General features: G+C 34.4%; 23 protein-coding genes and 3 tRNA genes. 18 read left to right on the top strand and 8 right to left on the bottom strand.

What is annotated here, in order from left to right:
- Positions 1–64 precede the first annotated feature (64 nt).
- The 4 genes from aspA to qseC all read left to right on the top strand — a co-directional run bounded on the left by aspA (position 65) and on the right by qseC (position 4,366).
- Positions 65–1,477, top strand: coding sequence for an aspartate ammonia-lyase (gene aspA / locus A6A20_RS10350; RefSeq protein ID WP_279573346.1), 1,413 nt, complete (start codon positions 65–67; stop codon positions 1,475–1,477).
- 171 nt (positions 1,478–1,648) lie between these two features.
- A complete protein-coding gene (locus A6A20_RS10345; RefSeq protein ID WP_279573345.1) occupies positions 1,649–2,068 on the top strand; it encodes a YgiW/YdeI family stress tolerance OB fold protein in 420 nt (139 codons plus the stop codon).
- A gap of 263 nt (positions 2,069–2,331) precedes the next feature.
- Positions 2,332–3,003 (top strand): response regulator, encoded by a 672-nt coding sequence (locus A6A20_RS10340; protein WP_279573344.1) that lies wholly within the window; start codon positions 2,332–2,334, stop codon positions 3,001–3,003.
- Positions 2,987–4,366, top strand: a complete 1,380-nt coding sequence (qseC, locus tag A6A20_RS10335; RefSeq protein WP_279573343.1) for a quorum sensing histidine kinase QseC — start codon at positions 2,987–2,989, stop codon at positions 4,364–4,366. The genes A6A20_RS10340 and qseC overlap by 17 nt, the downstream gene beginning before the upstream one ends.
- Positions 4,367–4,495: 129 nt before the next feature.
- Here qseC and A6A20_RS10330 read toward each other — a convergent pair whose 3' ends face one another.
- A complete protein-coding gene (locus A6A20_RS10330) occupies positions 4,496–5,584 on the bottom strand; it encodes an AI-2E family transporter (protein ID WP_279573342.1) in 1,089 nt (362 codons plus the stop codon).
- An 89-nt stretch (positions 5,585–5,673) separates the two neighbouring features.
- Here A6A20_RS10330 and arsC point away from each other — a divergent pair, with 89 nt between their 5' ends.
- The 3 genes from arsC to A6A20_RS10315 all read left to right on the top strand — a co-directional run bounded on the left by arsC (position 5,674) and on the right by A6A20_RS10315 (position 6,861).
- A complete protein-coding gene (arsC, locus tag A6A20_RS10325; protein ID WP_279573341.1) occupies positions 5,674–6,033 on the top strand; it encodes an arsenate reductase (glutaredoxin) in 360 nt (119 codons plus the stop codon).
- A gap of 158 nt (positions 6,034–6,191) precedes the next feature.
- Positions 6,192–6,446, top strand: a complete 255-nt coding sequence (locus A6A20_RS10320; protein ID WP_279573340.1) for an alternative ribosome-rescue factor A — start codon at positions 6,192–6,194, stop codon at positions 6,444–6,446.
- Between the two features lie 115 nt (positions 6,447–6,561).
- Positions 6,562–6,861: a DUF5377 family protein gene (locus tag A6A20_RS10315; protein ID WP_279573339.1), complete on the top strand. Its 300-nt coding sequence runs from the start codon at positions 6,562–6,564 to the stop codon at positions 6,859–6,861.
- A gap of 930 nt (positions 6,862–7,791) precedes the next feature.
- On the opposite strand, the gene A6A20_RS10310 is transcribed toward A6A20_RS10315, so the two are convergent.
- The 6 genes from A6A20_RS10310 to thrS form a co-directional block, all read right to left on the bottom strand.
- Complete coding sequence (locus A6A20_RS10310; protein ID WP_279573338.1) at positions 7,792–9,438, bottom strand: reverse transcriptase domain-containing protein; 1,647 nt, start codon at positions 9,436–9,438, stop codon at positions 7,792–7,794.
- A 371-nt stretch (positions 9,439–9,809) separates the two neighbouring features.
- On the bottom strand, positions 9,810–10,799 hold the full coding sequence (locus tag A6A20_RS10305) for a DNA-processing protein DprA (RefSeq protein ID WP_279573337.1): 990 nt from the start codon (positions 10,797–10,799) through the stop codon (positions 9,810–9,812).
- Between the two features lie 7 nt (positions 10,800–10,806).
- Complete coding sequence (locus tag A6A20_RS10300; protein ID WP_279573336.1) at positions 10,807–11,538, bottom strand: phosphoribosyltransferase; 732 nt, start codon at positions 11,536–11,538, stop codon at positions 10,807–10,809.
- Between the two features lie 37 nt (positions 11,539–11,575).
- Complete coding sequence (locus tag A6A20_RS10295) at positions 11,576–12,175, bottom strand: HAD family hydrolase (RefSeq protein ID WP_279573335.1); 600 nt, start codon at positions 12,173–12,175, stop codon at positions 11,576–11,578.
- A 9-nt stretch (positions 12,176–12,184) separates the two neighbouring features.
- Positions 12,185–12,589: a hypothetical protein gene (locus A6A20_RS10290; protein ID WP_279573334.1), complete on the bottom strand. Its 405-nt coding sequence runs from the start codon at positions 12,587–12,589 to the stop codon at positions 12,185–12,187.
- A 292-nt stretch (positions 12,590–12,881) separates the two neighbouring features.
- Positions 12,882–14,813 (bottom strand): threonine--tRNA ligase, encoded by a 1,932-nt coding sequence (thrS, locus tag A6A20_RS10285; protein ID WP_279573333.1) that lies wholly within the window; start codon positions 14,811–14,813, stop codon positions 12,882–12,884.
- A 279-nt stretch (positions 14,814–15,092) separates the two neighbouring features.
- Here thrS and A6A20_RS10280 point away from each other — a divergent pair, with 279 nt between their 5' ends.
- From A6A20_RS10280 to A6A20_RS10260, 5 genes are all read left to right on the top strand, one after another.
- A complete protein-coding gene (locus A6A20_RS10280) occupies positions 15,093–15,986 on the top strand; it encodes a fructosamine kinase family protein (RefSeq protein ID WP_279573332.1) in 894 nt (297 codons plus the stop codon).
- 113 nt (positions 15,987–16,099) lie between these two features.
- Complete coding sequence (locus A6A20_RS10275; RefSeq protein WP_279573790.1) at positions 16,100–16,900, top strand: Zn-ribbon-containing protein; 801 nt, start codon at positions 16,100–16,102, stop codon at positions 16,898–16,900.
- Positions 16,901–16,965: 65 nt separating this feature from the next.
- Entirely contained in the window at positions 16,966–17,811 is an 846-nt protein-coding gene (gene queF, locus A6A20_RS10270; protein ID WP_279573331.1) for an NADPH-dependent 7-cyano-7-deazaguanine reductase QueF, read from the top strand.
- Between the two features lie 22 nt (positions 17,812–17,833).
- Positions 17,834–19,192: a nucleotide 5'-monophosphate nucleosidase PpnN gene (ppnN, locus tag A6A20_RS10265; protein ID WP_279573330.1), complete on the top strand. Its 1,359-nt coding sequence runs from the start codon at positions 17,834–17,836 to the stop codon at positions 19,190–19,192.
- Positions 19,193–19,632: 440 nt separating this feature from the next.
- Positions 19,633–19,848, top strand: a complete 216-nt coding sequence (locus A6A20_RS10260; RefSeq protein WP_279573329.1) for a transposase — start codon at positions 19,633–19,635, stop codon at positions 19,846–19,848.
- A gap of 305 nt (positions 19,849–20,153) precedes the next feature.
- Here the strand turns inward: A6A20_RS10260 and A6A20_RS10255 are convergent, their stop codons facing one another.
- Positions 20,154–20,708: a YggT family protein gene (locus A6A20_RS10255; RefSeq protein WP_279573328.1), complete on the bottom strand. Its 555-nt coding sequence runs from the start codon at positions 20,706–20,708 to the stop codon at positions 20,154–20,156.
- A gap of 179 nt (positions 20,709–20,887) precedes the next feature.
- On the opposite strand from A6A20_RS10255, the gene A6A20_RS10250 reads away from it, so the two are divergent.
- The 6 genes from A6A20_RS10250 (at position 20,888) to A6A20_RS10225 (ending at position 24,091) form a co-directional block, all read left to right on the top strand.
- Positions 20,888–21,106, top strand: a complete 219-nt coding sequence (locus A6A20_RS10250; protein WP_279573327.1) for a YceK/YidQ family lipoprotein — start codon at positions 20,888–20,890, stop codon at positions 21,104–21,106.
- 2 nt (positions 21,107–21,108) lie between these two features.
- Positions 21,109–23,136: a DNA helicase Rep gene (gene rep, locus A6A20_RS10245; protein ID WP_279573789.1), complete on the top strand. Its 2,028-nt coding sequence runs from the start codon at positions 21,109–21,111 to the stop codon at positions 23,134–23,136.
- A gap of 98 nt (positions 23,137–23,234) precedes the next feature.
- Positions 23,235–23,327: transfer RNA gene (locus A6A20_RS10240), tRNA-Ser, on the top strand.
- A 10-nt stretch (positions 23,328–23,337) separates the two neighbouring features.
- Positions 23,338–23,414: transfer RNA gene (locus tag A6A20_RS10235), tRNA-Arg, on the top strand.
- A 61-nt stretch (positions 23,415–23,475) separates the two neighbouring features.
- A tRNA-Arg gene (locus A6A20_RS10230) sits at positions 23,476–23,552 on the top strand.
- 377 nt (positions 23,553–23,929) lie between these two features.
- The gene (locus A6A20_RS10225; RefSeq protein ID WP_279573326.1) at positions 23,930–24,091 is read left to right on the top strand and encodes a hypothetical protein; all 162 of its coding nucleotides are present in this window, start codon (positions 23,930–23,932) and stop codon (positions 24,089–24,091) included.
- Positions 24,092–24,221: the final 130 nt, after the last annotated feature.

Genomic DNA, 24,221 nt, shown 5'->3' with positions numbered 1-24,221 from the left:
GGATTATTTGACTAATTTATTGAAATGATTAGTTATTTATTAATTAATTGAAGTTGGAAATTGTATGACAAATATGCGTAAAGAAGTTGATTTACTTGGGGAAAGAGAGGTTCCTGCGGAGGCTTATTGGGGAATTCATACCTTAAGAGCGGTAGAAAATTTCAATATTTCTCGTATAAAAATTTCAGATATTCCAGTGTTTGTACGAGCTATGGTTATGGTAAAAAAAGCGGCAGCATTAGCTAATGGCGAATTAGGTGCTATTCCCAAAGATATTGCTCAAGCTATTGTTTCTGCTTGTGATGAAATTTTAACTACAGGAAGATGCTTAGATCAATTCCCTTCAGATGTTTTTCAAGGTGGTGCAGGAACATCGGTAAATATGAATACCAACGAGGTTGTTGCCAATTTAGCTTTGGAATTAATGGGGCATCATAAAGGTGAATATCAATTTGTTGATCCAATGGATCACGTTAATGCGAGTCAATCTACTAATGATGCTTATCCAACGGGTTTTCGCCTTGCGGTATATAATAGCATTATGGCATTAGTAAATAAGTTATTTTATTTGCAACAAGGATTTGAAAATAAAGCCAAAGAATTTGTTGATGTGCTAAAAATGGGGCGAACGCAATTACAAGATGCTGTGCCAATGACAGTAGGACAAGAGTTTCAGGCTTTTTCTGTGTTATTAGAGGAGGAAGTGCGTAATCTTACACGCATTGCGGAGTTATTATTAGAAGTAAATTTAGGTGCAACAGCCATAGGGACAGGGTTAAACACGCCACAAGGTTATGCTGAATTGGCAGTAAAATATTTAGCGGAAGTAAGTGGTTTACCTTGTGTTCCTGCACCAAATCTTATAGAAGCGACTTCAGATTGTGGAGCCTATGTGATGATACATAGTGCTTTGAAACGGACTGCCGTAAAATTGTCTAAGGTGTGTAATGATTTACGTTTACTTTCATCAGGCCCAAGAGCAGGGTTAAATGAGATTAATTTACCTGAATTACAAGCGGGTTCATCTATTATGCCTGCTAAAGTTAATCCTGTTGTGCCAGAAGTGGTAAATCAAGTATGCTTTAAAGTTATTGGTAATGATACAACGGTAACTATGGCTGCAGAGGCTGGGCAATTACAGCTAAATGTTATGGAGCCTGTGATTGCACAAGCAATGTTTGAATCAATTTCTTTATTAACCAATGCTTGTGTCAATTTACGAGATAAATGTATTGACGGTATTACTGTGAATAAAACTGTTTGTGAAAATTATGTCTTTAATTCCATTGGGCTTGTTACCTACCTTAATCCTTTTATTGGGCATCATAATGGCGATCTTATTGGAAAAATTTGTGCCAAAACAGGGAAGGGAGTAAGGGAAGTTGTGTTAGAACAAGGCTTATTAACAGAGCAACAACTTGATGAAATTTTATCGGTGCAAAACCTAATGTATCCTCGTTATAAAAGGGCGTTATAGTTTTTGCATTGTCATTGTTATAGGTGATAAGACGGATAAATGATGATTATTTTTGATTAATAGAGAAATTTTTATGTGCTTAAGATTTTCTTAATATTTATCTGTTTTAATAAGCCTCAACAAAGCAAGGGGCTTTGTGTTTTAAACCATTTAATTTATTAAGGAGTTTTTATGAAGAAAGTAGTTTTAGCCTCTTTATTAGCATTATCAACAGCAACCGCTATGGCACAAGCACCTGCTGGTGGTTTCCAAGATCCTGCCGCACCAGGTGCAACTCAACCACATCATAAAGGTAAAGATTTTAGACAAGGCGGGTTTGTTAATACGCAACAAGAAATCAGCAAAGTGGCGGATTCTTCTAAATGGAAAGATGATCAATATATCTTATTAGAGGGGAATATTGTTCGCCAAGTAGGTAAAGATGATTTTATGTTTAAAGATAACACGGGCGAGATTGAAGTGGAAATTGAAAGACGTGCTTGGGCGGGGCAAACCATTACCCCTGAAGATAAAGTAAGACTTTATGCGGAAGTGGATAAATCTTGGAATAAGATTGAAGTTGAAGTAAATCGTATTGAAAAAATCAAATAAGACGAAAAGCTGTTAAACTATAAAGGAAGATAAGCGTAAGTTTATCTTCCTTTTCTATTGGTTATATAGTCGTCGTACTTTAAAATATAGTCGTCCCACTTTAGAATGATACAGCGTTGGTACGTCTCGCCGTACTACTTGTACTGTCTTCGGCGTTCCGCCTTATCTCATTTTAAATTGAAACGACTGTAATACAGTGTTGGCACGCCTTGCTCTATTTCATATTAAAACAACAATATAATGAACAAATTGGTTAAATAAAAATGCGTATTTTATTGATTGAAGATGACCCATTAATTGGCGATGGATTAAAACAGGGATTAACAAAATCAGGTTTTTTAGTGGATTGGTTTACTGATGGTAAAACGGGTTTTGATGCGTTATCCCTTGCCCCTTATGATGTGGTAGTGTTAGATTTAACCTTGCCTAAACTTGATGGTTTGGCGGTTTTACAAGGTTGGCGTAAAGCTAATCAAGATGTACCTGTGTTAATTTTGACCGCAAGAGATACTTTAGATGAGCGGGTTAAAGGTTTACAAATTGGGGCAGATGATTATTTATGTAAACCCTTTGCTTTGGCTGAGGTGGTGGCACGTTTGCAGGCATTAACTCGGCGGCGGAATGGGCATATTAATCCGATTATTCAACATCATTTACTGACCTTTGATCCGATGAAACGTAAAGTTTGTTTAGCACAACAAGAAATTCCACTGACTTCGCAAGAATACCGTTTATTGGAATTATTTTTGAATAACAAGGATCGGGTCTTATCTCGTTCTTTTATTGAAGAAAAATTGTATAGCTGGGACGATGAGGTAAGCAGTAACGCTTTGGAAGTACATATTCATCATTTACGCAAGAAATTGGGCAAACAAATTATTCGCACAGTACATGGCGTGGGCTATGCTTTAGGAAATAATGATGAAAAGAACTAGTTTAAGTTTTCGTTTAATTTGTTTATTGTCCATTACGGCGTTATGTATTTGGGCAATTTCTACCGCCATTGCTTGGTTTCAAGTGCGTAAGGAAGTGAATGAAGTCTTTGATTCACAACAAATTTTATTTGCTCAACGTTTAGCCTCAACGGATTTGCGTAATTTATTTTTAGAACGTCATCAATTAGGTGGTTTTCGTGAACAGCGCGCAAGACGTCCGCTAAAAAAGATGAAACGTGATGATGATGCCTTGGCATTTGCTATTTTTACTCAGAACGGCGAAATATTAGTAAGCGATGGTGAAAATGGCAATAATTTTATTTATGCCCCAGTAAGAGGATTTTCTGAAACCCATATTGCGAATGATGATGATTTATGGCGAATATTTTGGTTACCGGTGGCGGACAGTAATAACCGTTTGATGATTGCCGTTGGTCAAGAGTTGGATTATCGTGAGGATTTAGTTAATGAAATGGTCTTTGGACAAATGTGGGTTTGGATTGCGGGCTTGCCGTTTTTATTGGCTTTAATGGTGGTGGTTATCCGTAAAGAATTGTCGCCGTTAAAACGTATGAGCAATAATTTATTACAGCGTTCGCCCGATGATCATCAAGCCCTGCCAACGGATCAACTGCCTTCCGAAGTATTGCCCTTGGTGCAAAATTTAAATTTGTTTTTTCACCGCACTTCGGCAATGTTATTGCGAGAACGGCGTTTTACTTCTGATGCAGCCCACGAATTGCGTAGCCCTTTATCCGCCTTGCGTATTCAAACAGAATTAGCCCAAATGGCAGGGGACGATGAAGCAATGCGTCATCAAGCCTTACAAAATTTAACTCAAGGTATTGATCGTGCAAGCCAATTAATTGAGCAATTATTAACCTTATCGCGTTTAGACAGTTTAACCCAGTTAGAGGAGTTGCAGGATATTCATTGGCATTTATTATTGCAATCCATTGTGGCGGATTTTTATTTTCCAGCTCAAAAACGCAAAATGGACATTCGTTTAACTGTTGAACAACCGCCAGCAATTAAACAAGGACAACCGTTATTATTATCCCTAATGTTGCGAAATATTGTGGATAATGCCATTCGTTATTGCCCTGAAGGCAGTGAAGTTCGTTTAATTTTGCAACAAGATAAAGTGATTATTGAAGATAATGGACTAGGGGTGGCGGAAGAAGATTTAGAAAAACTAGGGCAACGTTTCTATCGCCCAGCAGGGCAAAATGAAAAAGGCAGTGGTTTGGGGCTATCTATCGTTTACCGTATTGCTGAATTACACCATTACCAAGTGCGGTTGGAAAATAGAAAAAATTCGCAGGGGAAAATTTTGGGGTTACGAACCATTATTTATCTATAACACAAGCCTATATTGGATAGGCTTGTTATATGTTGGTACGCCTTACCGTACTTGTTGTACTGTTTTCGGCGTGCCTCTTTGCCTTATTTTAAATTGAAACAACAATAGAAAGTGCGGTCATTTTTGCGATTATTTTTTGCTAATGATATGCTCAGTGGTAAGTTGTGCTTCACTATCAGGCCAAGCATTAACCACCGCTTTAACTAATGTTGCCAGAGGAATGGCGAAAAACACGCCCCAAAAGCCCCATAAACCACCAAATACCAGGACCGCAATAATAATGGTTAAGGGGTGTAGATTTACTGCCTCCGAAAAAAGAAAAGGCACGAGTAAATTGCCGTCTAAAATTTGGCTAATGGTATAGGCAACCATTATGTACCAAAACGTAGGAGAAATACCGAACTGTGAAACTGCCACAATGGTAACAGGAATGGTAATTAAAACCGCACCAATATAAGGAATTAAGACAGATAGCCCTACCCCTACCGCTAATAACAAAGGATAATATAAGCCAAAATAAAGAAAAATCCCATAGCTCACAATGGTCATAATCACAATTTCAATGATTTTACCACGAATATAATTGGCGATTTGTTGTTTCATTTCTCGCCAAACTTGTGAGGCGAGGTGGCGATTACGAGGGAGGAATTGGCTTACCCCAGCGATTAATTCTGTTTTATCTTTGAGCAGAAAAAATACCATTAATGGCACTAAAAAGGCATAAATGCCGATAGTAACCAAACTCATAATTGAAGTAAGCGACAGCTTTAGAGCCGATTCTGCAAAGGTAAGGATTTTATCTCTTGATGCGGTAAAAAAAGAGTCAATTAGGGCATAATCCACTAACTCAGGGTAGCTTTCTGGTAAGGATAACACCCAAGTATGAAATTGATTTACCATATTGGGTAAATCACGCAATAAATTCAGCATTTGATTCCATAAATTAGGAATAAGCACAATAATTGTAAACAGGGTAAAGGCAAGGAAACCACCTAGTACAAGGAATAAGGCAAGCCCATAAGGTAATTTAACTTTTTCCGAAAGAAAACGAATCGGCCATTCCAATAAATAAGCTAAAACAATGGCGATCAGTAGCGGGGCAATTAAATCACTAAAGAAATAAATGGCGATAAATGCAAACAATAAAATCGCCAATAATCCCATGGCTTGTGGATCGCTAAAACGCCGATAATACCAAGTTTTCAGCATTTCTAACATGGGGAACTCCTTGTCTTCATTATTATTTGGTGTAATGTTATGATTATAACAAGTTATTATTGAGAGAAAAGCGAAATTGGGAGAAATGCATGTTAGTTCAACTTTATCATAATCCAAATTGTTCAAAAAGCCGACAAACTTTGGCTTTATTACAGCAACAGGGTATTGAACCTGAAATTATTTGTTATTTATCGCATAGATTTAACTTGGCGGAATTAACAAGATTAAAGCAACAATTACAATTTTCTAGTGTAAGACAAATGATGCGGGTAAAAGAACAATGCTATGAACAACTTGGTTTGCATAATGAACACTTATCCGAGCAAGATTTATTGCAGGCGATTATACAAAATCCTATTTTGCTAGAACGCCCTATTGTGGTAAAGGGCGAACAAGCCAAAATTGGTCGCCCACCTGAGGCAGTGTTAGCCCTTTTTACATCCACATAAAAAATATTGAATTTAGACCGCACTTTTATTGTATAGTCGTTCCACTTTAAATTGAAACGACTATACTTTGCTTGAAAAGCAAAAATCTTCACTATAAAATAGCCTGCTGAAAAAAGGCTTTCACGTTTTTAAACTATTTATTATAAAGAGGAAACATTATGGCAAAGAAAAAATCCTTGCAAAGCCAACAAACAACGGTGTATTGTCATCAAAAAGGCAATATTACCGATAATGCGTTGTTTGCGTTGGTAAAAGATCCGTTATTTCATCAACGAGTGGAAAAAAAGCGTAAGGGAAAGGGAAGTTATCAGCGTAAAGCGAAGCATAAACATGATTATTTGGCAAAGCCCGATCATAAGATTTTAGTAAAGCAAGATTTTATGAACGGGCTTTTTTATAGTTATCTACTTTAGAATAATACGGCGTTGGCGTGTCTCGCCGTACCTGTTTTATTTTAAATTGAAAAGACTAATTATGGGTGTTTTTATCCGCTTTTTCTGTAAATATTAATCAATAAGGAAAGAAAATATGAATATTGAAACACAACCTTTATTTTCTAATAATTGGACAGTGCGTATTAGCGATCCCGGTGAGGAAGGGGCAAATAGCCATTTATTTGAAACAACTTATGTGGATTTGGTGGCTTATTGGCAAAACGAGCAATTACATTATCGTTTTACACGTAAAACTGAAGATAAGATTGAATTACAGCAAGAATTTCTTGATTTAAAAGAATTATTTAAATTTTTACAAGATTATCTTGATCCCATTAGTCTTGGTTTGCTTGGGGTGGATATTGGCAAGCTGATCTCAACCAAAGCCAAATAGAGACGAGAGTATTAATCTAAAATGAACCGCACTTTTAAGTGTAATGGACAAAATAGTTGCTAATAATAATTTCCTCAAATTATTAGCAACTCTTTTTGTTTAAAAAATCCTTTATAAATATAATGTTATGCTTTCTACTTAATCCATTTTGATGGATTAATTTTCGCTTAACTTCACAAAATAAACCTTCTAATCGGTTTGTTGTTCTTTCAATATTTAATTATTCATGCTTTTCAAAGGTAAATAAATATCTTTCATAATAATATTTCATACTCGCTAATACCTCTATTAATCCTTTATATTTATAAGAAAAATAACCTTTTTCGTCATATTTATCTTAGTGTTCATGCAAATAATCTTGATATTTTAATACCAATAATGCAGACGGAAAAAATCATTCTTAGGATTTCTTTTAGCATTTTCATGATGATTTTGAATTTCTTTCCAGCCATAGATTTATATTTTTTCCTAGCTTTATTTATTACCATAATCTTTTCCTATAAGGCTATCCATCAACATTAAAATACCAAAATCTTACTAAAAAAAGTAGTACCTGTAATAATATTTAAATAAATTTCTGTGGGATTTAATCTATTTTGAAAGGTAAAATTTTTATAGTAATGATTGCATCTATAGCATTAAATATTATTTCTAATACTATACTTTTTATCTATTTATTTAAACAATAATAACAGTTTTTGTTCATTACTCAAAGAAGTGATTAAATTTTTACAATATACTACTTTTTAGTGGCCATTTTACATTACACCTTATATTTTTAATATTTATACTAATAGACCCAACGACATGTGGAAAATAATTTATTTTAGTCATGGATCTGCCTATTAATTTATATTTCATATAAATTGATATATAATTTATTCTTTATCTATTTATTAAATAATAAAAATTTAATAAAACTAAAAAATTTCAATAATATTTTGATCTAAAGTCATCTACTATTCTAGTAATATTATTATATATCTTACTAAATTCATCAAAACTAAAATTATTAAATTGGCCAGATTTAATATATTTACCAAGAGTATTTCTTGATAAAAATCTATTTTCACTATAAAAAATCTTATTCCTATTCTCTTGATCAACTAAAAGTTTAGTTCCTTTAAACTTTATAAAATTTTCTATATAGGAATGGTATTTATTATTATAAAAGGTATAATTACCATAATTATCCTTGGATAGAGAATTTAGTAATAAAAGATAAATATTTTCCTTAATACAAGCATATTGATAGTTATCAATAAATTTATTAAAAATTTTATTAGAAAAGGCATCTAGATCTTGATTATAATCAATAATAAAAATCACTGGAAATTTTGGTTTAACTTTAATTTTAAAAAAATCAATGTAACAATTATCTTGATAAAGATAGTTAAAAAAACGATTAATATCTATATTATCTTTCGATAATCCTAACTTAGCCATCTCATTATTTATAGGTACAATATTTATGTTATCTTTTTGCATAACTTTCCAATATTGTTGTTCTATTTTATCCTTTACTATAATTGTTATTTTAGATACATCTACAAAATATTTATAAAATAAAACATCTCTTAATAATTTTATCTGTCCATCATCCTTAATAGTATTATCTATTCCCTTATAACTTCCTTCTGTAAAGATATCCTTTAAATTTAAATTAACTTGTTTCTTTAACTCATCATTAGATATATTACTGCAATTTATTCTCAATTCATTTATTAATGTTTCTCGATATTTTATTGAAATAGCATGATTAATTCTACCAATTAATCTATTCAGGTTACCTTTGTTTAAAATACCTTGATAATCTTGATAAAAATTACCTGTTGATAACAAAGAATATACCATTGCTCTATTTTTCTTTCTATATTCTTTATCTGTATTTAATATTTTATTAACAATAACACCTGTTACAACTTGCTTGGTTTTAAAAGTAGTATAACGCGTTTTTTTATGATTTACCTCAAATCCACAACGAGAAATAATATCTAATATTTCATTATTTAGCGAAATATTACCTTCTGAGTTAACTAATAAATATGATGAAAAATCTCTATTTGATGAAAAAGTAATATCATCTGCGTATCTTGTATAATTTAAACGATATTTTTTTGCAATAGCAATTAATCTAACATCAAGCAAATTACCAATTAAGGAAGCCAATATAGGAGATAATGGTGAACCTTGTGGTAAATAACCATGGTAGGTTGCTAATTTTGCTATAATTTTAGATAAGTTTGGAGAAAGCGAAAAATAACGATCATTTTGTAAAAAACTAATTATTCTTCCATAATGAATAGATTGAAAAAAATCTTTAAGATCTAAATTCAATAAATAGCGTTTTCCTCTATGAATTCTCGCATTAGAAGAAATAGATTTATTTCTCTCAAAGGCATGATTATTAGATAAATAAGATAAATTTTGCTTTTTAATCTCAGAAACACATTCATAAAATACATTAGCAATTTCTTTTTGTAAATACTTCAATGAGGCATTAGGAATAGAAATTTCTCTCATTGAGCCATCTGATTTATTTATATAATGTAAAGAATATTTTTTCTCATCAGACAATTTATATACAATATAATAAAATTTCTTAACACTAATATTTAAGCTAAATATAGTGATTAGATCATTAATACTATCACATGTCTTTAATCTAGATAAAAAATTCATAGTTATAAAATAAATTTTAATAAAAATTTGGCATAAGAACTCTTATGTGATTGTATAATTCACCTAATTATAATAGGTGGATTAGACAGTATATCTTCCCCACCTAGGTAATGGCCGTAGGCCATATTCATCATAAATCTAGGACGTGAGCGTAGCGAACCCTTAAACTACAGAAACACTAACACCCATATAAATAACAACCCTAGCATTATTATTAGTTACTCCGAAACAGAACAAAAAATCTACTTATGCCTTATAATTAAATATTAAAATAAAGATTTTTGTTTCTCTTCTTTAATTAACAATCTATCTATTGTGTCATTTATAGCATGTGGATTAACCACAATAATATCTTTGTCACTTTTCATTAATTCTCGGTTAAGTGCATATTTGTCATCTTTTATATTACTCGTACTATACATAACAGCACGAGTAATGCCATAGGCTTTAGCTTTTTCCATTGCATGTCTAGCTCCACTATCACAGCTTTTATCCTTATCACTCATACTCTTACTATAACTTGCAATAAGTAAAACTGAGTCACTAAATAACGCCTGCAATCTATCTCTTCTAATAAATCTTCCATTCAACTCATATTTACTTTCTGGTTCATCATAATATTCTGTAATTAATAATCCACCTTTATTACCTATATATTCAGCTATAGGATTACATTGTTTAGGAATAATATTATTAAGTGGACTAGGTAAAATTGCTATAGTTTTACTTCCCGAGCATAATGCTTGATGATGAGCTATTCTATCGCAACCTAATGCCAATCCGCTTACAATAGTAATATTGTTTTTCGCCAATCTATCGACAATATCTCTTTCTTGTTTCTCTATAAACTCGTCAGGCTCTAATAAACCAATAACTGCAACATTATGATTAGATAAATCTAATAAACTGATATCGCCTTTATAAAATAAAACCATAGGATGATCTATATCTTTTATTTTTTGATTGGTTCTTAATTTAGGAAAGTTTTTATCACCAAATACCACTATGCCATCATAAAACCCAGACAACTTATCTAAGTTATTAATAACCTCCTTTTGTTTTTCCTTAAAATATTTTTCAGTAAACTTTTCTTTTTCATCATCTGTAGAATTTTCCTTTATTAAATGTTTCTTTAATAAAGATAAAATTTCCTCAAGAGGTAAATCTTTTTTTAAGTTTTTAAAAATCCAAGCATCACCAATACCTTTAAATTTTTTTGCGGTTAATATATTAAGCATATGTTTTGAATATTTCATTTAATCTTTACCTTTGTTTAAAAACAGTATATCCTATAGTGAAAACAATAACATTTTTAGCACCATGATCAAGTAATGATTGAACCATATCCTCAATAATATTAATTGTTTTAGTATATAAATCATCAATTAAAATAATATTTTTGCCTTTAATATCTTCCGAAAAAATACAAGTATCTTTAGAAATTCCCGGATAAGGTAAATCTCCTTCTCCACCATATCCAGATTTATTTAGATGAGTTGTTTTAGTATCCTTATAACGTATGATATAATCTGTCCCATCATTCTCTTTAAAAAAACGTTTTACAATATATTTTATTGTAAAATAAAACAAACGCTGATTATCTAATAAATTGGCTTTAGATCTTGGTACAATAGATATCATTGCATTATTATCAAATATACTTAGTAAACTTCTCAATTCTTGTCTAAGCCTATCTCCATCTAATAATAACTCCGCCCCCTCTTTTAAACAATATGTCCTATCCCTAAAGTCATTTTTTAACATAACTAAATAATCAGGATTACCTTCCTTTTTATAACCATAATAATCACTCCGATAATACCCATCTATATCTTTAGATAAAAAATGATTTTTATCTATTTTAAAACTTTTTAATAAAAAACCAGTCTGCTCAGGAATCTGCGGAAGTTTTTTAGCAACTACCTCTAAAGTAGTTTCAGCAGAGGAAATCGCTGTAGACACGCTAGTGTCAACTCTACGTCTTTGAAGTGCCATAATAGTTCTCCAATATATCAATAGTTAATAATAATGTTTAATCTAATAGAAATTTATTAACCTCTCCTATATTAATTATCTTATTTTTATTAACATAAAATAATTTTTCTTTTTTAGCTCCTAAATCAGATGCTTTAATTAAATTATTTATGTTATCTTCAAATAATATAACCTTAGTAGAGTTATTAATATTTATGATATCATTGTACTTATAATCATCACATTTACTAAATATAAATTTAGAAAATAAAAATTCCAAATTAAAATATTTTATAATAGAGTAAACACGTTCCACATTACCACAGGTTACTAAAAAAATAAAATTATCATCCTTCAATTTATATAATAAATCATAAAGATTTTTATTAATCACATTCATATCTATATAATTATTAACTATCATTCTTTTATGAGAGATAATTTTATCTAAAACAGATTTATTGAGTTCGTTATTTAATATAAACTTAATATCTTTCCCTGTGATTCTTTTTATCCCAGAAAATATACCTAAATCAAAATTAGGGACGTAATATATAATTGCTTGTTTATAAGCATTATTATTCGCTTCATCGGTAAAAAATAAGGTATTATCAAAATCAACCAAAATACAGTTATTAGTATAATTTCTATTATTCATATTTTAAATTTAGTTATTTATTGTATTCAAATATTCTCTTACTCGATTGTTTTCAATACTTGCTAAAAAATCAGAATGATTGCTGGGTAATTTTATATCAATATTATTAAAGCGATTTTTTATTGATTCTGTATTTGCAACACTATGTTTTGTAGTATTTAATAAAACCTCCATTAAGTCACTAAGATCATCAGAAGAAGACACCTCATCATTTTTTTTCAATGGTTGCTCTCTAATATCTGTTTTTGTTTTCTCATTGCTTATCGTATTGGTATATGTAACCTTACTTTTGTAATTTACTTTCGGTTCTTCTTTCTTTTTACTATAAGGAGGAGATTTAGAACTAGCCGATCCCCCAGAAGAAAAAGTACCAATAATAAAACAAACGACAAGAAAAATAATGATACATTCCATAAAAAAAGTTACTCCTAACACTCAAAACAAAACTTCCCTATTGAAAAAAAAAAACGGTTTGTGTCAAGATAAAAATGCCATTTTTTTGCAATTTTTTTCAGAAAAACAGTGTATCGTAAAGAAAGAGGTAAAAATGCAGTTACAACTCAAAATTAAGTTAAAGTTTAAGCTGATAAATAAAGTTAAATTGGTATTGTGGATTAAGATAGGAAATTAATCAGAATTATCAATATACTGTTTTGATATAAAAAACGCCCCAATGGGGGCGTCTACTGGTTTTAACCAATAAAAACTACTCTTCCCCCAACAATTTAAGCTCTCGTTGGCGTACTTGTTGTTTTAGCATTTGGACAAATTCGTCAACGGCAATAGAGCCAAGATCTTGTCCTTTGCGGGTGCGGACGGCGATTTTGCCTGCTTCAATTTCTTTGTCGCCACAAACTAACATATAAGGCACACGGCGTAAGGTATGTTCACGAATTTTGAAACCGATTTTTTCATTGCGTAAATCGGATTTCACTCGTAATCCTGCGTCAGACAATTTTTTAACCACATCAAGCACATAATCCGATTGGCTATCGGTAATGTTCATTACCACTGCTTGTACAGGGGCTAACCAAGCTGGGAAAAAGCCTGCGTATTCTTCGGTAATAATACCGATAAAACGTTCAATAGAACCTAAAATGGCTCGATGGATCATCACAGGGGTTTTGCGTTCGTTATCTTCTGCCACATAATAGGCGTTTAAACGTCCCGGCAAGGCGAAATCAAGCTGAATCGTACCACATTGCCATTCACGATCTAAGCAATCACGCAGGGCAAATTCAATTTTTGGTCCATAGAATGCCCCTTCGCCCTCTTGGATTTCATAGTCTAAGCCATTATGTTTTAACGCATTGGCTAATCCTTGTTCCGCTAGATCCCAAATTTCATCAGAACCAATACGACTTTCTGGGCGAGTGGAAAGTTTGACTTGGATATTGGTAAAGCCAAAGGTGCTATAAATATCGTAAACCATTTTAATACAGCTGGTTACTTCGCTTTCTACCTGTTCTTCGGTACAGAAAATATGGGCATCATCTTGGGTAAAGCCACGCACACGCATTAAGCCATGCAGTGAACCAGAGGGTTCGTTACGATGACAAGAACCAAATTCCGCCATACGCAAAGGCAGATCACGATAGGATTTTAAGCCTTGGTTAAAAATTTGGACGTGTCCCGGGCAATTCATCGGTTTAATGGCATATTCACGATTTTCTGATTGGGTGGTAAACATCAAATCGCCATAATTTTGCCAATGCCCTGTGCGTTCCCATAACACTCGATCCATCATAAATGGACCTTTTACTTCTTGATAATCATATTGTTTTAATTTGGTACGCACAAAGGTTTCTAACTCTCGGAAAATTGTCCAGCCGTCATTATGCCAAAACACCATACCCGGTGCTTCTTCTTGCATATGATATAAATCTAAGGTTTTACCAATTTTACGATGATCACGTTTTGCCGCTTCTTCTAAGCGTTGTAAATAAGCGGCTAATTGCTTTTTATCTGCCCAAGCTGTACCGTAAATTCGTTGTAGCATTTTGTTTTTACTGTCGCCACGCCAATATGCCCCTGCTACTTTCATTAATTTAAAATGATGACAAAAACGCATATTCGGTACATGCGGTCCACGACACATATCAATATATTCTTGGTGATGATATAACGCTGGGGTGGCGGTTTTTTCAATATTTTCATCTAAAATGGCAATTTTGTAAGGCTCGCCACGTTGTGCAAAGGTATCTCTCGCCTGTTGCCAACTGACCACTTGTTTCACCACATCATAATTGGTTTTGGCTAGCTCAAGCATTCTTTTTTCTAATTTTTCAATATCTTCTTGGGTTAAAGAACGATCGAGATCCACATCATAATAAAAACCGTTTTCAATGGTTGGTCCAATCGCCATTTTTACATCAGGGAAAAGCTGTTTTATGGCGTGTCCAAGTAAATGGGCACAAGAATGGCGAATAATTTCTAAGCCGTCTTCATCTTTTGCGGTAATAATTTCTAATTGGCTATCTTCGCTAATCATATCGCACGCATCTTTGCGTACACCATTAACTCGTCCTGCAATGGTGGCTTTCGCCAATCCAGCACCAATATCTTGTGCTACTTCTAATACAGAAACAGGTTGTGCAAACTGACGTTGTGAACCGTCAGGTAAAGTAATAATTGGCATAATTTATCCTTAATACAGTGGTCGCCCATACGCAAGGCAACTTGTGTGCAATAAAAAATTTTATAAAAAATGACCGCACTTTATCTTGCGAAAACTAAAATAAAGTGCGGTGCGAAATTGTAACATATTTCATTATTGACTGTAAAAGGGACGATTTAGCAAAAATTATTCATTTTATGGCTAACCAATAATGAAAAATTTGACCTCTATCACAGTATATTTTGTCATTTCTTTTTATTATCAAAACAATCTGGTAAAAATAAAATCAGGGGGTTATTTATGTGGAAAACCATTTCGCAAATACTGGCTGAACAATTTGGGGCTTATTATGTGATTAAACATAAACAACAAATCCAAGATAAACCTTATCAACAACGCTGGCTTATTGATGACGGTATTCAACCTGTTTTGGTAAAATGTGCAAGTCGCAGTTATCGCTCTAAATTTCGTGCCGAGGCGGATCAACTGGCATTGTTAGCCAAAACTCAACGCCTTTCTTTGCCTCGTGTTTATGGCGTAGGCTGTACAGAGCAACAAAGTTTTATTTTATTAGAGGCGTTTCGTCCTTTTCATTCCCTTGAGTTTTCTCATTTATCCGCTGAAAGCCTAAAACATTTTGGTCGCCAACTGGCAGGATTGCACCAATGGCAACAGCAACAACAATACGGTTTGGATTTTGATACTTGGCTAGACAAAGTCTATCAACCTAATGAATGGAAAAGTAACTGGGCAACCTTTTTCAGCGAACAACGCATCGGTTGGCAATTACAATTATGTCAAGAACAAGGCATTTATTTTGCCGATATTGATAAAATTACCCAAGCAATCGCTCATCAATTAGCCAAACATAACCCTGTCCCTGCGTTATTACAAGGGGCATTATGGCAAAAAAATTGTATTCCTCTTTACCAAAACAATTCCGCTCAGCAAGCAGAAATTGTTTGTTATTCGCCAGCCTGTTATTGGGGCGATAAGGAATGTGATTTAGCCTTAACGGAATTACAAGGTTTTCCTCGTGAATTTTATCAAGGCTATCAACAAGTCTATCCCCTTGACAGCGACTATTTACAACGTAAGCCCATTTATCAGTTATATTACTTATTACATCTTATCCAACATCAACAAAAGGATTACATTGAACAAGCCCAACAAATTATTGATTTATTTATCTAATGGGTTTACTCACGCCATAAAATCCTTTAATCTTCGCCCATTACAAGCAAAGGCAAATGGCAGAAAGTGCCATTGCCATTATGTTCCCTTATCTGCCTACACAAGGAAAATTTATGTATGTTACTGACGTGTTTTTTGCTTATCAAGGCAAAACACCACTGTCCTCGCCACAACATTATGCTGTTAATCAAGTTGTGGAACAATGGCGTTATAATGGGCAAATTATTGGGCGAGAAATCCCCCTATTTAATGCTGAACAAGAGAAAGTCTTAGGTATCGGCTTGCGAGTGATTTGTCCTGAACAAAGTAGCTTGCTCAGTGAAAACAATAACCTATTGGTTAATCAAGCCCTTGCCCAAGCGGAACAAAAGGGATTGCAACTTGATAGCCTACAAATTGTGGCTGATGATCTCAATTCTGATCAAAGCTGTTTTCAGGCTACGCCCTCGTGGCAAATGCTTTACACCACTTACTTACACACCAGCTCGCCCTTGCACAGTGGCGACAATTTTCTCCCCATTCCGCTTTATAAACAATTAAAAAACCAACCGCACTTGAGTATGGATATCATTAAATGGCAAGAAAACTGGCAAGCCTGCGATCAATTACAAATGAATGGGGCGGTATTAGAAAGCCAAGCTTTACATCAACTTTGTCAGCTTGATAGCCCGCTGGCAAAACATGGCTATGCCCTTGTGCAACAAATTGAGCAACTTACTCATATTCCCACTTATTATTATCTTTATCGGCTTGGCGGACAGGATCTTGCCAGCGAGCAACAGCGTTGTTGCCCCAAATGCCAACAATCTTGGCGACTTGCAAGCCCATTATTTGAACAATTTTATTTTAAATGCGACACTTGCCGCCTGATTTCTAACTTATCTTGGAATTATCATTGTTTCAATTTAGAATAAGGCAAGGCGTGCCAACGCTGTATCATTTTAAAGTGGAATGACTATAAAGGGGAACAAGGATATTTATGACCTATCAACATCATTCATTAGATCAACTCAAACTCGGACAAGCCCACACCCAATATGAACATCACTATGATCCACAATTATTACAAGCTGTGCCTCGTCAACTAAACCGTTCCGCTTTAGGGATTGAAAAACAACTTCCCTTTCGCTATGGGGCTGATCTCTGGACAGCGTTTGAAATTTCTTGGCTTAATCCCCAAGGATTGCCACAAGTTGCCATTGGCGATATTCAGCTTGATTTTCGCTCACAAAATTTGATTGAATCCAAAAGTTTTAAACTTTACCTCAATAGCCTTAATCAACATAAATTTGCCAATATGCAAGCCCTAGAACAGACTCTCGCTCAAGATTTAGCACATTGTGCCAAAGGCGAAGTAAGGGTAAAGCTACACAAACTTCATGATTTCACAGGGCAAACCATTCATCAACTACAAGGCACTTGTATTGATGAACAAGATATTCATATTGAAAATTATCAATTCAATGCCAATTACTTACAGCATTGCACCCTTAAAGGGCAAAAAGTTGAAGAATATCTCGTCAGCCATTTACTCAAATCAAATTGCCTGATTACCCAACAACCTGACTGGGGCTCATTACAAATTCATTATATTGGCGACAAAATTCAACCTGAGCCTTTATTGCGTTATATTATTTCATTCCGCCAACATAACGAATTTCACGAACAATGCGTTGAACGGATTTTTCACGATATTATGCACTTCGCTCGCCCTGAAAAATTGACAGTTTACGCCCGTTATACTCGGCGAGGGGGCTTAGATATTAACCCATTCCGTTCAAATTTTGAGGAAATTCCGTTAAACTTAAGGCTCGCTCGTCAATAATTAAGCAAACAAAAGGAGTATTATGTCTATTCATTACGTTAATCCCAAAGGCAGTATGGATCAGCTTTCGCATTTGGAAGTGGAACTGCTTGCCAAAGCCAAATCGGATTTATATACCCTTTACCGCAACTGTTCTTTAGCGGTACTCAATTCAGGGGCGGTTACTGATGATAGCCGTGAACTATTGGGAAAATACCCTGATTTTGATATTCATCTTATTGCCCGAGAACGTGGTGTCAGCCTTGAACTACACAATCCCCCTGCTGATGCTTTTGTGGATAATCAAATGATCCGCAATATCCAATATCATCTGTTTGCTGTATTACGTGATATTTTATTTGTTAATGTACTAAGTCAACGCCTTAACCCCACTAATCAACAAGATAGCAAATACATTACCAACCAAGTTTTTGCCATTTTACGTAATGCCAAAGCCTTAATTGTAGGCGAAGCACCAAACTTAATCGTTTGTTGGGGCGGACATTCCATTAACCAAATTGAATACCAATATTGTCGTGCAGTGGGATTGGAATTAGGCTTGCGTGAATTAAATATTGTTACTGGCTGTGGACCCGGTGTAATGGAAGCCCCAATGAAAGGAGCTGCCATTGGACACGCTAACCAACGCTATAAAAACAACCGTTTTATTGGTATTACTGAACCTTCTATTATTGCCTCTGAGCCACCTAATCCGATTGTTACCGAATTAATTATTATGCCAGATATTGAAAAACGTTTAGAGGCGTTTGTGCGTATGGGGCATGGTATTATTATTTTCCCCGGGGGTCCCGGCACATTTGAAGAATTTCTCTATATTTTAGGGATCAAACTGAACCCTGCTAACAAAGACCTACATCTGCCATTAATCCTAACAGGTCCAAAAGAAAGCCAAGATTATTTTGCTACCATTGATCGTTTTGTGGCGGAGATTTTTGGTAAAGAGGTGCAACAACTCTATGAAATTATTATTGATGATCCTGAAACCGTTGCCCAAAAAATGCGTCAATCTATGCACCTTATCAAGCAACAGCGACAAGCCAATAACGATTCCTACGGCTTTAACTGGTCATTAAAAATTCCAGAGGAATTTCAATTACCTTTTATTCCTACGCACCAAAATATGGAAAGCCTAGATTTACATCTTGAACAATCCACAATGAGTTTAATCGCTAACTTACGCCGAGTATTTTCTGGCATTGTGGCAGGCAATATCAAACCAGACAGCATTGACCAAATTGAACAATATGGGCCTTTTAAACTGCATGGCGATAAACATCTAATGGAAAAAGTGGATCAAGTGTTACAAGATTTTGTGGTACAACATCGTATGAAATTACCGGGCGGCGAAGATTATGTACCTTGTTATCAAGTAATAAAATAGCTTGGATAATATAACGGTATAAGTGCGGTTGATTTTTAAAATATTTTCGGTTAGGTCGCCGATTTTTCCTGTTTCGCACGTTGGGCAACTGATTTTCAGTGTAATGGTCAAAAATATGGGGAAAAAAGAGAGTTTAAGCCTTATAGTGCAAGGCCTTAACTCACTTTTTTGAAAATGAACAAAAAACTTGTCCTTTTTGCCTAAATCTGAATATGGCACTCAAAATAATATTCAACGCTATAAATGCCATCATTGTAATAAAGCCTTTATCTTTCAAAATAAATTAAATCTCTCTGAAATTTGGCTTCATTATTCTCAAGGAAAACAAACATATAAAGAGCTTGCAATTAAATATCAATGTTCTGTTAAAACAATCCAAAGAGATATTGATAAAGCCCCTAAAACAACTTCCCCCTCTATCAATACATTTAAATATTATTATGGATACAACTTTCTTTAAGCGAGATTTTGGTGTGTTAGTGTTAATGGATAGTCTCATAGGAAAAGTGATGTATCATCAAATTGTGAAAATAGAAAAAGAGATTTATTATCAAACAGCATTAAATCTGTTAAGAAAAAAAGGCTATATTATTCAATCAATTACCTACTATGGTCGGAAAAATATTTATTTACCTTTGAAAAACATGCGGAATTAAATACTGAAAAAACAACAAACCGGTTAGAATACTTATTTAGTGAACTTAAGCGAAAATTAATTAATCATAATGGGTTAAGCAGAGAGAGTAATATTATGTTTATAAAGGATTTTTTAATAAAAAGAGTTGCTAACAACTTGGAAAAATTATTATTAGCAACTATTTTGTTCATTACACCGTTTTAAAATGGAACGACTATATAACCATTTTTATTTAAAATGAGACAAGGCGGTACGCCGAAAACAGTACAAGTAGTACGGCGAAGCGTACCAACGCTGTATCATTTTAAAGCGGAACGACTATAATCAAGCCAATAACCATAATGTACCAAAAAAATCATAACCTAATTTATTGGCAAAAATTAGAATAAAGCCCAGTATCATCACTGAGAAATCAATCATACCTGTACGGGGTAAAATCCGGCGAATTGGGGCTAATAAAGGTTCTGTAATTTGATAGAGTAAATATTCAGCTTGGCTATTACCACCACTAAACCAGCTCATAATCGCGCGAATTAAAATTGCCCAAAAGATCAGCTCGCCAAAGGTTTTTACCACGCTTAATGCCCCAATAAGCAATGCTAAGCCCCAGTTTATTGTAGTTTGCCCCACAAGAAAATTTAAGACAGGGTATTTTAATGAACAAAGGATAAAAGCCACAAAAAGTGCTGCTAAATCAATATTATTTAAGCTAGGGATAATTTTGCGTAAAGGACTTAACACTGGTTGAGTGAGTTTAACAATGGTTTGAGAAATAGGATTATAAAAATCCACTCGGCAATATTGTAACCAAGTGCGTAAAATCAAGATAAAGGCATAAAGCCCCATAATGGTTAAGATTAGGTATTGAATGGCGTTCATATCGTCTGATTTTCCCTCTGTTTTATTTTAAAATCTGGTTCTATAATGTGGCTTATTGGGAAAAAATTCAAGTATCTTTCTTCCTCTTTAAAATATTTTGGACGCAGTAAAAACAAGATGAAGTAAGTACTAAAGATCCTCTATAATAACCTCCATTCTTTTTTAAGCGAAGGTTTGTAATGAAAAAAATTTTTCTTATATTGACCGCACTTTTTAGCTTATCGGGTTGTGGCACTATCGTGAGTTTGATTAATCCTAATGAGCCTTATGGGGCTTATGCGGGGACGAAATATGATCTTGCCATGGCGAAAAAATGGGGCTTGCCTATTTTAGATTTACCCCTTTCTTTTTTATTGGATACGGCGTTATTGCCTTATGTGTTAGTACAAGATAAATGATGATGAAATTAAATTCACAACAACAACAAGCTGTTGAAAGTGTCAATGGAGCTTGCCTTGTTTTGGCAGGAGCAGGTTCGGGGAAAACGCGCGTTATTATCAATAAAATTGCCCATTTGGTAGCAAATTGTGGCTATTTACCACGCCAAATTGCGGCAGTTACCTTTACTAATAAAGCCGCTAGAGAAATGCGAGAACGAGTGGCACATTCTATTGGTAAGTCGCAAAGCAGAGGATTAATTGTTTCCACATTTCATACCTTAGGGTTTGATTTAATTAAGCGTGAGCATCGTCATTTAGGGTTAAAAAGCAGTATTACCTTGTTTGATGAACAGGATCAGTTGGCGTTATTAAAAGAATTGACCAGCGAGGTAGAGAATAAGTTAGGCGAGGAATATAAGGACTTTTTACGTACTTTGGTGTCAAAAATTTCTTATTGGAAAAATGATTTGATTTTGCCAGAACAGGCTTTATCGCTTGCTCAAGAGCCTAAACAGCAATATTTTGCTCAATGTTATCAGCGTTATGCACAACAAATGCGAGCCTATAATGCCTTGGACTTTGATGATTTGATTATGTTGCCCACGCTATTATTACGGCAAAATGAAGAAGTTCGGTCAAAATGGCAACAAAAAATTCGTTATTTGTTGGTTGATGAATATCAGGATACCAATACCAGCCAGTATGAATTGATTAAATTATTGGTGGGCGAGCGAGCTTGTTTTACCGTAGTGGGTGATGATGATCAATCCATTTATTCTTGGCGGGGGGCAAAACCGCAAAATATTATGCGATTGCGTGATGATTTTCCAAGTCTACAGGTCATTAAACTTGAGCAAAATTATCGTTCCACCCAGCGGATTTTGCATAGTGCCAATATTTTAATTGAAAATAATGAGCATATTTTTAGCAAGAAATTATTTTCTAATTTAACTCAAGGCGAATTATTGCAAGTTATTGAGGCAAAAAATGAAGAGCATGAAGCGGAGCGTGTGGTAGGCGAGTTAATTGCTCATCGCTTTTCCCATAAAACCAAATATAAGGATTATGCCATTCTTTATCGTGGTAATCATCAATCTCGTTTACTAGAAAAAATGTTAATGCAAAACCGAATTCCTTATAAAATTTCGGGAGGAACGTCCTTTTTTTCTCGGGCAGAAATTAAGGATATGATGGCATATTTACGTTTGCTCGTAAATCAAGACGATGAAGCGGCATTTTTGCGTATTGTAAATACACCTAAACGTGAAATTGGGGCTGTAACCTTGCAAAAGCTAGGGGAGTTAGCTCAGCAAAAGCAAATCAGTTTATTTGAAGCCATTTTTGCTGCGGAATTAGTTCAATTTGTTACGCCAAGAGCCTATGATGCGCTGCAAAAATTTGCTCGCTGGATTGTGGAATTGAATGATGAAATATTGCGCTCTGAGCCTGAGCGTGCGGTAAAATCCATGTTGGCCGGGTTGCAATATGAAGAATATTTGTATGAACAAGCTAATAGCCCCAAAATGGCGGAAATGCAGGCTCGTAATGTCGCTACATTGTTTGAATGGGTTGCCGATATGTTAAAGGGCGACGAATTTAATGAACCTTTAACCTTAAATCAAGTGGTTACTCGTTTGACATTGCGAGATATGCTGGAACGCAATGAAGACGATGATGAAAGTGATCAAGTGCAATTAATGACCCTACATGCCTCAAAGGGATTAGAATTTCCTCACGTTTATTTAATTGGTATGGAAGAGGGAATTTTACCACACCAAACCAGCATTGATGAAGATAATGTAGAGGAAGAACGGCGGTTGGCTTATGTGGGTATTACCCGAGCCCAGCAAAGTTTAACCTTTACTCTATGCAAAGAACGCCGTCAGTTTGGCGAATTAATTAAACCGCAACCGAGCCGTTTTTTGTTAGAGTTACCGCAAGATGATTTACAGTGGGAACATGATAAACCTGCATTAACCGAGCAACAACGTCAACAAAAAGCCGAACGTAATTTTGCTAATCTGCGGGCGATTTTAAACAAAAAATGATATTTTTGTAGATAAATCAGTCAAACAAATTAAAAGTGTAAAAAAAGGGTTTGACTTATTTTCAAAAGAAAGTATTATACCGCCCACAAACCGATTGCGGTGAGATGGCCGAGAGGCTGAAGGCGCTCCCCTGCTAAGGGAGTATGGGGTCAAAAACTCCATCGAGGGTTCGAATCCCTCTCTCACCGCCATTTACTCAGAGCACCCGTAGCTCAGCTGGATAGAGTACTCGGCTACGAACCGAGCGGTCAAAGGTTCGAATCCTTTCGGGTGCGCCATTTTATTTTTTACTCTAGAATAAATATGGTTCAATGAGCGGTTTACAGAATTTCACACAACGCACCCGTAGCTCAGCTGGATAGAGTACTCGGCTACGAACCGAGCGGTCAAAGGTTCGAATCCTTTCGGGTGCGCCATTTCAATCTTTATCCTTTTTATCATTATTCAAATAATAAATATTCAATTTAGTTAATATTTTTTATGCTATTTTTATAGCGTTTCAATTTAGTGATACGCTGAATGCAGTACAAAGTAGATATGCCAACACCGTATTATTTTAAAATGAAATGACTATAATTAAAAAATAAACATAGTCTTTTCTTACTCTTGCTTTATTTTAATGAATGCTATATTTGCTTTAAGTTTGCTCGGATATACTGATATAGTCGTCCCACTTTAAAATGATACAGCGTTGGTACGCCTCGCCGTACTACTTGTACTGTCTTCGGCGTACCGCCTTGTCTCATTTTAAATTGAAACGACTATACTTTGATAATACAAAAAGGAAAATATTATGAAAAAGTGGTTATCAATGACAACAGTGTTGACGTTGACATTATTTTTAAATGCTTGTTGTTTATTTCCATGGTGGAATCCGCCTCATCAAGGTGGCGGTATGGGCGGTGGTGCACCAATGCAACAGCAAGGGCATAGTAAAATGCAACCAAGACGTTAATTCATAAAAAAATCTGTACTTAAATAAGTACAGATTTTTTATAGTCGCTCCACTTTAAAATGATACAGTATTGGTACGTCTCGCCGTACCGCCTTGTCTTATTTGAAATTGAAACGACTATACTTTTTTT

The sequence above is a fragment of the Volucribacter amazonae genome, assembly GCF_029783845.1.
In the GTDB taxonomy this organism is placed as follows: domain Bacteria; phylum Pseudomonadota; class Gammaproteobacteria; order Enterobacterales; family Pasteurellaceae; genus Volucribacter; species Volucribacter amazonae.
Note: the sequence above shows the minus strand (reverse complement) of the source record. Positions and strands in the feature narration are given on the sequence as shown.